Origin of the sequence: Sulfitobacter sp. 15WGC (assembly GCF_005068605.1) — a bacterium.
In the GTDB taxonomy this organism is placed as follows: domain Bacteria; phylum Pseudomonadota; class Alphaproteobacteria; order Rhodobacterales; family Rhodobacteraceae; genus Sulfitobacter; species Sulfitobacter faviae.
On the sequence record NZ_SZNL01000014.1, the window covers coordinates 1 to 10,179 of the forward strand.

9 protein-coding genes and 2 pseudogenes are annotated in these 10,179 nt (G+C 61.8%); 6 read left to right on the plus strand and 5 right to left on the minus strand.

Annotation, left to right across the window (positions count from 1 at the left end):
* The coding region (gene guaD, locus FCK22_RS12670; protein ID WP_136720462.1) for a guanine deaminase at positions 1 to 1,290 on the plus strand (1,290 nt) is incomplete at its 5' end.
* Positions 1,291 to 1,806: 516 nt separating this feature from the next.
* Here guaD and FCK22_RS12675 read toward each other — a convergent pair.
* Positions 1,807 to 2,437, minus strand: a pseudogene (locus FCK22_RS12675) (IS3 family transposase); the annotation flags it as partial.
* A gap of 211 nt (positions 2,438 to 2,648) precedes the next feature.
* Between FCK22_RS12675 and FCK22_RS19325 the strand changes: the two are divergent.
* The 5 genes and pseudogenes from FCK22_RS19325 to FCK22_RS12695 all read left to right on the plus strand — a co-directional run.
* Positions 2,649 to 2,804 (plus strand): annotated as a pseudogene (locus tag FCK22_RS19325) (transposase); the annotation flags it as partial.
* Positions 2,805 to 3,265: 461 nt separating this feature from the next.
* The gene (locus FCK22_RS12680; protein ID WP_067264910.1) at positions 3,266 to 3,637 is read left to right on the plus strand and encodes a hypothetical protein; all 372 of its coding nucleotides are present in this window, start codon (positions 3,266 to 3,268) and stop codon (positions 3,635 to 3,637) included.
* Positions 3,638 to 3,680: 43 nt separating this feature from the next.
* Positions 3,681 to 4,172, plus strand: a complete 492-nt coding sequence (locus FCK22_RS12685; RefSeq protein ID WP_082852074.1) for a copper chaperone PCu(A)C — start codon at positions 3,681 to 3,683, stop codon at positions 4,170 to 4,172.
* A gap of 114 nt (positions 4,173 to 4,286) precedes the next feature.
* Positions 4,287 to 4,565 carry a hypothetical protein gene (locus tag FCK22_RS12690; RefSeq protein WP_136720463.1) on the plus strand — a complete coding sequence of 93 codons (279 nt, stop codon included), beginning with the start codon at positions 4,287 to 4,289 and terminating at the stop codon, positions 4,563 to 4,565.
* 41 nt (positions 4,566 to 4,606) lie between these two features.
* Positions 4,607 to 6,016, plus strand: a complete 1,410-nt coding sequence (locus FCK22_RS12695) for a PepSY domain-containing protein (RefSeq protein ID WP_082852073.1) — start codon at positions 4,607 to 4,609, stop codon at positions 6,014 to 6,016.
* Between the two features lie 42 nt (positions 6,017 to 6,058).
* Here FCK22_RS12695 and FCK22_RS12700 read toward each other — a convergent pair whose 3' ends face one another.
* The 4 genes from FCK22_RS12700 to FCK22_RS12715 all read right to left on the minus strand — a co-directional run.
* Positions 6,059 to 6,973: a D-amino acid aminotransferase gene (locus FCK22_RS12700; protein ID WP_067264895.1), complete on the minus strand. Its 915-nt coding sequence runs from the start codon at positions 6,971 to 6,973 to the stop codon at positions 6,059 to 6,061.
* A 310-nt stretch (positions 6,974 to 7,283) separates the two neighbouring features.
* On the minus strand, positions 7,284 to 8,090 hold the full coding sequence (locus FCK22_RS12705) for an ABC transporter permease (RefSeq protein WP_197470906.1): 807 nt from the start codon (positions 8,088 to 8,090) through the stop codon (positions 7,284 to 7,286).
* Entirely contained in the window at positions 8,083 to 8,850 is a 768-nt protein-coding gene (locus FCK22_RS12710; protein WP_067264894.1) for an ABC transporter ATP-binding protein, read from the minus strand. Before FCK22_RS12710 ends, FCK22_RS12705 begins: the two co-directional genes overlap by 8 nt.
* An 81-nt stretch (positions 8,851 to 8,931) precedes the next feature.
* Positions 8,932 to 10,179: cation:proton antiporter (locus FCK22_RS12715; RefSeq protein ID WP_248646515.1), on the minus strand; the 1,248-nt coding region annotated here is incomplete at its 5' end.

Sequence of the window (10,179 nt, forward strand, 5' to 3'; positions counted from 1 at the left end):
AAAAAACTGCTTCGCTGGCGCCTTTTGACGTTTCACCGCGCCCCGCAAGATGGCTCTGATACTGACTCTTACTGCTACCATGAGGATGCCGGTCTGTTGATTTGCGACGGCATCATTAAGGACAGTGGCCCTTTCGACAGCATATTGGCCAAAGCCCCTGACGTGTCCGTCACCGATCACCGCCCCTACCTGATGATGGCGGGTTTCATCGACACGCATATTCACTTTCCACAGGTGCAAGTGATCGCCTCATGGGGGTCGCAATTGCTGGATTGGCTCAACAATTACACTTTCCCGGAAGAGACCCGTTTTGCCTGCGAAAGCCATAGTGAACGCATGGCGCAGGCCTTTTTCGATCAGTTGATTGCCCATGGCACGACCAGCGCCGTGGCATATTGCTCGGTTCACAAGACCTCGGCAGATGCATTTTTCTCAGAGGCGACGCGGCGCAATATGCGGATGCTTGGCGGAAAGGTCTTGATGGACCGGGACGCACCAGCCGAGCTTCGCGACACGCCGCAAGAAGGATATGACGAAACCAAAGCATTGATTTCGGAATGGCACGGCAAGGGTCGGAACGGCTATGTGATATCGCCCCGCTTCGCCATTACGTCGACGCCAGAGCAGATGCAGATGGCCATGGCGCTCGCGAATGAGCATCCCGATTGCCACATCCAAACCCATCTGTCCGAAAATAAGGACGAGATCGCCTTTACCAAAGCGCTATATCCCCAGGCGCAGGACTATCTGGATGTCTACCAATCCTACGGTCTGCTGCGGAACAACACGTTGCTGGGGCACGCCATTCACCTTGAGCCGAGAGAAATTGATGCCTTGGCGGACACCGGCGCGCACCCCGTGTTTTGCCCGACATCGAATTTCTTCCTGGGCAGCGGGTTGTTTAATCACCACAAGCTAAATGCCCGTGGCATTCTGAACGGGATTGCGACGGACGTGGGTGCGGGCACGAGCTATTCGATGCTTCAAACCCTGAACGAGGGCTACAAGGTTCTGCAACTTCAAGGGCAGTCCCTGCATCCGCTCCAAGCCTTTGATTGGGCGACAAGGGGCAATGCTCAGGTTCTGGGTCTGGAAGACAAGATCGGTACATTGGCGGTGGGAACAGAAGCAGACGTTGTGATCTTGAACTCATCTGCCACAAGCGCGATGGCGCTGCGTATGGAGCGTGCCGAAAGTCTCGCAGAGGAGTTGTTCGTGCTGCAGATCATGGGAGACGACCGCGCGATCGAAGAAGTCTATCTGAGTGGTGTCGCGCAGAAGGTCGGCTGAGGTCAGACGGGCGAGGCCGGAGCGCGGGGGGACAGCGGAACCTATCGCATTTGCAGGGACGCAAAGCTGAACCTGTGCAATCGCATCAAGACGTTCTCCAAAATGAGGCGCAAGCACGCGAGACAGCTTGGCCTTGATCGAAGACGCCATCGCAATGAACCCGCTAAACATTTCCCGAGCCCGGCCCCTCTCGCGCCTTGCAGGGAAAGTTGCCCATTCAGGCATCTTGGTTCCGAGTTACCTGATAAATGGCGGGAGCCACAGGCATCAACTCCGAAATTTCGGCGGTTGGACGTGGGTTAGGAAGCCCGCCGCCCTCTAGGCAATCCATACGACAAAGCCTTTCCCGCACCCCTTAACAAAAACCCACCCCCAAACCGCGCCGTAAAATGAATGCTACATATCATTATTGACAGTATGAAAGATTGCTTTCATTCTCGCCTTATCGAGAATTTCGGAGGCACCGTTGCAGACCTCAATCAGAACTCAGCTAGAAGGTGTCTTTGAAGAAGGGATGGCAACCCGTGCACCTGACAGGCTGGTGTCCGCGACGAGGCACAGGCATTCGCGGTACAGTCATAGATCATCGCCAAGATCTGGAACTTACGTGAGGCACTGTAGCAGCCGGACACGAAGTCAAGCGTTCAACGCGCGTTGACGCTCGCGGCGGCTGGCATCGCCACCCTTGTCCCGCGCGCCCGTTTCAGATTACGTCGTTGCTTCACGGACAACCCCTCTTTCCGGTATATTCGGTAGAGCTTCTTATGGTTCATGCTTATGCCTTTGTGTTCCAACCGCACCCTGATCCGGCGGTAGCCGAACCGACGTCGCTTGCCGGCGATCTCCTGCATTTTCTTGCGGATATCGGTATTGTCCGGTGGGCGCTCGTGCCGGACGGTTCTGGGGTCGACACCGATAAGCCGACACGCCCGGCCCCGCGAGATATCATGATCCCGCATCACCCGGAGCGCCGCATCTCGCCACTTTGTCAATGTCGTCGACTCTTTCCCTGAAGGTCTTTCAACACATCCTTGTCCAGTATGGTATCGGCCAGCAGGCACTTAAGCTTGGCATTCTCGTCCTCCAACGCCCTTTGTCAGACAGCCTCGGACACATCCATACCGCCACACTTGGCCTTCAGCTGGTGTGCAGGAGCAGCGACACACAGATCGCTTTCCCCATTATGATATGCGCCAATTCGCCCTTAGGTTTGCTCCGCGTCTTTAGACATGCGTTGAAAAATCGTCGGAAACCAATCCTCGCGCAGCTTTTCGCCTGGCGTCATACGGTAATCACCCCCCGATGTTGAAAGGATGCGGAAGTTGAATTTTCTCGGCAGGATGAACGAAGAGATTCCGGTGAAAAAGACACGGTTTACCGAGGCCCAGATCATGGGCGTGCTGCGCCGGATGGAAGGCGGCGCTCCCGTGGAGTAGTGCGGTGAACACGGCATGAGCAGTGCCATGCTTTACAAATGGCGGGCCAAATATGGCGGTATGGATGCGAGCCTGATCAGGTCCGCACCTGGCGGTTCGAAAGCGGCTATAGATGCAAAAGGCAGCGAACGGCCGCTCTCTGCCCAGTTTGCCGTTTTCCGCGGCACACGACAGGTTCAGGCGAAGTCCTAGACGAGTGCGCGGTAGCGGGGCGGGCGTGAGAACCGTCGACATTAAGCATTGTCGTGGAGAGCCTAGAGACAGAGAGCCCCTAAGATGGCGCCTGATCAAGGAGCCCCGGTGCGCGAAGTTATGAGGCACGATCTGTAGCTCAGCGACCGTTCCAACGCTTAACACTCGGCACCATATAATAATGCTCTAAATAATGTAACTATATACCAATATCTTAACTCTGAATCCTACCATCCCAGCCAACACTCTCCCCCGATTGCCCCCCTGCGCAGCGCCCGGCCTACGACATCGCGTCGCAGATTAAAGCGCCCTATAGCCTTGCCGCGACAGCCGGGGTATCAGGGCGCATGTCCGCCGTTTCGCGCATATCCTCGCTTCGGGTCAGTCTGACCCTCTTGCTGCTGCTGGCCCTTGCCAGCTTGCCTTTCGCCCATCGGGCGACCGCGCAGGTGCAGCAGGATCCGGCGTTCATCGCCTTTATCCAAGCGGGCGGCACGTTGAGCGACCTTTGCGATGGGCCGGTCGAAGGGCAGAACCATGCGGCTTTGGATTGCGAAGCCTGCCGCATCGTCAACGCGCTGATCTTGCCCAACCCGGCGGATGTCTTTCTGCCGCGCGCGGCGCTGCACTTTGCCACGCCCCGCCTGACCCGCGCCTTGGGCGCGCCACGCAGTCCCGCCGGGGCGCCACCGCCTGTCAGGGGCCCTCCCTTCGTCTGAGCCACCACCTTTTTTTGCACATCTCAGACAATGGAACATGACAATGAAATCTCTCTATACCGTAGCCTTGGCTGCCCTCATCGCCCTGCCCGCCGCCGCGCATGAGTACACCGCAGGCGCTTTGACCGTCGATCACCCGATGGCTTATGAGACCCCGAAAACCGCCCGCGTGGGCGGCGGCTATCTGACGATCACCAATGGCGGCGACACTGCCGACCGTCTTGTCAGCATCAGCGCCGAGGGCTTTGACGAAGTCTCTCTCCATGAGACGACCACCGATGACATGGGCGTTGCGCGCATGTCTCATGTGGACGGCATCGACCTGCCCGCGGGCGAAACTGTCACCCTCAAACCCGGGGGGCTGCATGTGATGTTCATGGGTCTCGACGGTGATCCCTTTGAGGAAGGCGAGAAAATCCCCGCCACCCTGACCTTTGAAAAGGCCGGAACCTTGGATGTGACGTTCAATGTGGAAAGCCGCCGCGGGCATGACGCGGGCGGAATGGATCACTCATCGCACGAGCATAAACACTAAGCCCAAGCCCATCGCAGGATGCGCCGCAAGGCGTTGACCGGCCCGCTTCAACACCTCTGCCTCTGGGCGGTGGTGTTGTTGTTTGGGGCGTTCTCGGCGTTCGCGCCCGGAACCATGCCAGAGCGCCAGCAAGGCGCGCTGACCATGGTGCTGTGCACGGGCCACGGGGTGGAGACGGTGACCATCGGACCAGACGGCGAACCGGTGCAGCCCGAGCACAAGCCCTGCGACTGGAACCAGCACTCCCTCGCTGCCCTACGCAGGGGGCTGGCGGTGCAGCCCTTGGCCGTCACCTTTCACCCGGCGCCACCGCTGCCCCCTGCCCCTGCCACACAGCCCAAACCGCGCCGCGCCTCTGTCAAACGCGCAAGGGCGCCGCCACGGGTTCTCTGACCTTCCAAACCACATATCAATTCAGTCAGAGGACCAAATACATGGTTTCCATCGATCCTGCAGGCGCGGCAGCCCTGCAAAACGACAATACGCAACGTGCGAACAGCTTTTACCGCGCCGCTTGGCGCTGGCATTTCTATGCCGGGGTCTATGTCATCCCCTTTTTCATCATGCTCGCCCTAACGGGGCTTGTGATGCTTTGGATTGCCTTCATTGGCGGGCGGGACGGAGAGCGGATCGCCGTCACGCCCCAAGACGCACCCCTCGCCCTCTCCGATCAGGCCGCCGCCGCACAGGCCAGCATCGAAGGCGGCACCCTTGTGCAATATGTCGCCCCCCGCGCCGATGATCTGGCCGCGATCTTTCGGGTGGACGCGCATGACGTGGCGACCATGGTCGCCGTTGATCCCTATACCGCCGAAGTCCTCGCCAGCTTCCCGCGCCGCAGCGGCTGGTACGACATGGCCGACAACATCCACGGCAGCCTGCTATTAGGCGTGACCGGCGACCGCATGATCGAGATCGCGGCCTCGCTCGGCATGGTGCTGATCGCCACGGGGCTCTACCTCTGGTGGCCGCGCGGCACTGGTTTGCGGGCGGCACTGCTTCCGCGACTGGGCCGTGGGCGCGCCTTGTGGAAATCTCTGCACGGGGCGATCGGGCTTTGGGTGTCGGTGGTGCTGTTTTTCTTCCTGATCTCGGGCCTCTCTTGGGCCGGTATCTGGGGTGAAAAGATGGTGCAGGCATGGAGCCAGTTCCCGGCAGAGAAATGGGAGGCTCCGCTGTCGGATGACCTCCACGCCAGCATGAACCACGGGCCCAAGGAGGTGCCTTGGGCGCTGGAGCAGACCCCGATGCCCGCCTCGGGCAGCGATGCCGGGGTGGCGGGATTGGCCGAAGGCACGCCGGCCACGCTTGATACCATCGACGCGCTGGCCCGGCAGATTGGCTTTGACGCGCGCTATCAGATAAACCTGCCCCGCGGCGAAGACGGGGTTTGGACGCTGAGCCGGGATTCGATGAACACCGATGCGATCGACCCCACCAGCGACCGGACGGTGCATATCGACCGGCACACGGGCAAGATCCTCGCCGATGTGCGCTATGAGGATTATTCGCTGGCCGGGAAGGCGATGGCCGTGGGCATCGCGCTGCATATGGGCACCTTGGGTTGGCCGAGCGTTTTGGCCAATACGCTGTTTTGCCTCTCGGTGATCTTTCTCTGCGTCTCGGGCGTGGTGATGTGGTGGAAACGCCGCCCGGCAAATCCTGCCGGTTGGCTCTCTGCCCCGCCCGCACCGCGCAATATGACGCTGTGGAAAGGCGCGGCTCTGGTCGGTCTGGTGGTGGCGCTGGCCTTTCCGATGGCGGGGGTCACCCTGCTGGCCGTGGGGCTGCTGGATTGGCTCCTGCTGCGCCGCGTGCCCGCGCTGAAGCGCATGGTCTCCTAAGATGCCGCCCGCCCCTTCGCGGGGGCGGGCACCCATCGGCGTTCAGGCCGTGTGCTGTTTGATCAGCTCTTTGTACAGCGCTTGGATGCGTTTGGTGACAGGGCGCTCGCCCGTGCCGATGGGTTTGCCGTCGATCTCGGCCACCGGGGTCTGCGCGCCGAAGGTGCCGGTGAGGAAAGCCTCATCCGCGCCGTAAGCCTCGTAGAGCGAGAAGTTCTTTTCCTTCATCGGGATGCCATTCGCGTGGCAGAGGTCGATGACCTTTTGCCGCGTCACGCCGTTCATGCAGTAGTCCCCGGTCGAGGTCCAAACCTCCCCCCGGCGCACGATGAAGAAGTTGCAGGCGTTGGTGGTGTTCACGAAACCATGCGGGTCGAGCATCAGCGCCTCATCCGCGCCCGCTTCCTCGGCCTGCAGGCAGGCGATGATGCAGTTGAGCTTGGAATGGCTGTTGAGCTTCGGGTCTTGGCTGTGCGGCAGGCCGCGCACCTGCGGGACGGAGGCGAGGCGGATGCCCTTGGACTGCAGCCGGTCAACGGGTTTGGAATGTTCCATGATGATCACCAGCGTCGGCCCGGTGGTGCTGAGTGACGGGTGCTGGAAGGGTTTGTCCTTGATCCCGCGCGTCAGCATCAGGCGGCAGTGCACGTCATCGTGCATGTCATTCGCCTCTGCCGTGCGGCGCAGGGCGTCGGCGACGCCGGCCTTGTCCATCCCCACATCGAGCGAGATCGCTTTGCAGGAGTTGAAGAAGCGGTCCATATGCTCATCGAAGAAGGCCCATGTACCGTTATAGAGGCGCATGCCCTCCCAGATGCCGTCGCCCAGCATGAAGCCCGCGTCATAGACCGAGACTTTGGCTTCGTCGCGGTGTACGATGTCGCCATTGACGTAGATCTTGATGTCGCGGTTGCGCGCGTCTTCGTCGGCGGCGTGGGTGGTGGTGTGTTCGGTCATGATGGGGGTCCGTTGGTGAGGGCGGTTGGCGCTATTGATACGCAAATGATGCGCTCTTACCACCCCGGTCCGGAACTGAGTGCTTGAGGTTACCACCCCGGCCCGGAATCAAGCCGGAGGCGCCGGGCCATCGCCTGCCCGCCCGTCACGCCGGAGGCGTGCCAGCCTATATGGGCGCACCTTTGGTGCGACCGGGTAGGCGATTTGGTGAGGCCGGACGTGACATATCGAGCGCACATCACGGTTGAACCATAAAGTGGAAGAAACTCACGACAGATCGCCCACCCGCGGGCAGGCGCTGGCCCTTGTGTTATACCCGCCAGCGCAACACGCGCCGCTCCACAAAGGCCACGGCCGACGACACCGCCACGCCCAGCAGCGACAAGATCACCACCCCTGCAAACAGCCGCTCCAGATCATACAAGCTCCCGGCCTGCAGGATATACGCCCCAATCCCATATTCCGCGCCCAGCATCTCTGCCGCCACCAGCAGGATAATCGCGATCGTCAGCGAAATACGCAAGCCGGACAGAATCCCCGGCATCGCACCGGGCACCACGATCTTGGACACGATCGACCACCAGCCGAGGCCGAAACTCTGCCCCATGCGGATCAGCACCCGGTCCACATTGTCGACCGCCGCATAGGTCGCCACCACCGTGGGCGTGAAGGTGCCAAAGGCGATCAGCGCGTATTTGCTGGCCTCGTCGATGCCGAACCAAATCACGAAGAGCGGCAGCAGCGCGATCTTGGGGATGGGGAAAATCGCCGCCACCAGCGGCACCAGCCCCGCGCGGACCAAGGAAAACAACCCGATCAACACGCCGATGCCGATGCCCAATGAGGCACCAATCAGCGCGCCCACTGCCAGACGGGTCAGCGAGGGGCCGAGGTGTTTGAACAGCATCCCCGACTGGTAAAGCTCTTGAAAGGTCAGCAAGACATCGCTGGGCCGCGGCAGGGTCAGGGGTGAGATGAAGCCGCCGCGCGTGCCCCATTCCGCCAGCAGGATCAGCACCACGAAAACCGCAAGCCCCACGCCGCGCCGGGTGCCGGGCTGGAAACCACCGCCGCGAAAAGTGACCTCGCGGGCGTTCACATCCGTCATTTCAGCCATCGATCAACTCCGCATCCGCCGCCGCGGCCTCATCACGCATCAAGCCCCAAAGGTGCTGTTGCTGCGCCTCCAATACCGGATCGCCGTGGCGCCGCTCGGCCAGCGGCATGTCCAACTCCACCACCTCACGCAGCTCACCCGGACGGCGCGACAGGACGACGATCTTATGCCCCAGCCGCACGGCCTCGGCGAGGTTGTGGGTCACATAGACCGCCGTGAAAGGCTGCCGCGTCCAGAGCGCCACAAGGTCATCCATCAGCAATTCGCGGGTCTGGCTGTCGAGCGCGCTCAGCGGCTCATCCATCAGCATCACGGCGGGGTTCACCGCCAGCGCCCGGGCAATCGCCACCCGCTGTTTCATCCCGCCCGACAACTGTTTGGGCAAAGCATCGGCGAAATCGGTCAGCTTGGTCCGGGCCAAGACATCGGCGATGATCGCCTCGCGCCGCGCCTTGCCCAGCCCATGCCCCTCCAGCACCAGCGCCACATTGCCGCGCACGCTGCGCCAAGGCAGCAGGGCGAAGTCCTGAAAAATATAGGTCAGCGGGTTCAGACAGCCCGCAGGCGCATCGCCCATTTGCAACACCCGGCCTTCGCTGGGGCGTTCCAACCCGCCCAGCATCCGCAGCAAAGTGGATTTGCCACAGCCCGACGGGCCAACGATGCAGACGATCTGGCCGGAGGGAATGTCGAGCGTGATGTCACGCAGCACTTGGGTATCGCCATAGTAATGGCTGACGGAGGAAAGCTTGAGGTCCATGCCGCCCTTTTTCAGCAAAAACGCCCCGCGCGCAATGTGCGATCCGCAAGAGGGCGCGACCGCCCTGCCCCGCCGGGCCGGTTAGGAGGGCGGCTCCCCCTTGCCGCGCAGCCCGTCCACCGCGATCCCGGCGGTGAACCCATGCACCAAGGTCGACAGAAGGATGGCAAAACCCACCATCGCCCACAACGGCTCCTCGTCCAGAAACTCAACCTTCCCCGCCGCATAGGCGAGGTAATAGATCGACCCGATCCCCCGTATCCCATAAAGCGCGATAACCCAGCGGGGGCGCGCCTCAAGCGGCGTGCCCATAAGCGACAGCCACCCAGCCAAGGGGCGCACGACAAAGATCAGCGCCAGCACGATCACCGCGCCCGCAAGGGTCAGATCGCTCAGCAATGCAGGCATCACCGCGCCGATCGCCACCAGCAAAAGCGCCGTCAGCGCATGTTCGACAGCGGCGGTGAAGTCATGCAAACGGCGGTGGAATGCATGATCCGCCTCGACCCGCCGGATCACCAGACCGGCCATCGCCACGGCGATAAAGCCATAGCCCTCGGCCAATTCGGTGGTGCCGTAGCACAACAGCACCCCCGCCAAGGCCACCACGCCCGAGGAGGTTTCGGCCAGCACCGCATTGCGCGGCACCGCAAAGAGAACCTGCCCCAAGGCCCAGCCCCCCGCAGCCCCCATGGCGGCCCCCACGGCGATGCGCCAGAAAACGTCACGCGCCAGCCATTCCACGCCCCAAGACGCTGGGGCCAACCCCTCTGCGGCGACCAGAATGCCGAGGTAGACGAAAGGAAAGGCCAAGCCATCATTCAACGCCGCCTCGGTCGTCAGCGCGAAACGCACCGGATGCTCGCCACCCTCATGCGGCGGGCCGACCTGCACATCGGCGGCCAGAACCGGATCGGTGGGCGCCATCACCGCCCCCAAGAGGATCGCACCCGCCGCGGTCATCCCCGCAAAGGCCCAGCCCATCAGCGCGACCGACAGGATCGTCAACGGCATGGTCAGCGCCAGCAACCGCGCCGTCGGCCCCCAGCGGGACCAATCCGAAAGCCGGTCGATCCTTAGCCCCGTCGCGAAAAGTGCGACGATGACGCAAAGCTCCGAGACGACCTCCCATGGAAAGGGCATCGCGCGGGGGTCGGGGAATGTCGGCATGCCGGGGACAAGGGCGAAAACCCCCATGCCCAGCAGGATCAACAACCCCGAGGCCGCAGGCTCTCGACGGCTGAAAAAGCGGGGCAGCCAATGGGCAAGGATGACCACCGCCCCCACGGCCCCCAATGCGAAATGATAGCCGTTCAGGGCGAAAAAAAA

What these genes read in the sequence shown, in the direction of transcription:
- FCK22_RS12680 (WP_067264910.1), top strand. Translation starts at nt 3,266, where the DNA reads ATGTCCGCCGTTTCGCGCATATCCTCGCTTCGGGTCAGTCTGACCCTC.
- FCK22_RS12685 (WP_082852074.1), top strand. Translation starts at nt 3,681, where the DNA reads ATGAAATCTCTCTATACCGTAGCCTTGGCTGCCCTCATCGCCCTGCCC.
- FCK22_RS12690 (WP_136720463.1), top strand. Translation starts at nt 4,287, where the DNA reads ATGCCAGAGCGCCAGCAAGGCGCGCTGACCATGGTGCTGTGCACGGGC.
- FCK22_RS12695 (WP_082852073.1), top strand. Translation starts at nt 4,607, where the DNA reads ATGGTTTCCATCGATCCTGCAGGCGCGGCAGCCCTGCAAAACGACAAT.
- FCK22_RS12700 (WP_067264895.1), bottom strand. Translation starts at nt 6,973, where the DNA reads ATGACCGAACACACCACCACCCACGCCGCCGACGAAGACGCGCGCAAC.
- FCK22_RS12705 (WP_197470906.1), bottom strand. Translation starts at nt 8,090, where the DNA reads ATGGCTGAAATGACGGATGTGAACGCCCGCGAGGTCACTTTTCGCGGC.
- FCK22_RS12710 (WP_067264894.1), bottom strand. Translation starts at nt 8,850, where the DNA reads ATGGACCTCAAGCTTTCCTCCGTCAGCCATTACTATGGCGATACCCAA.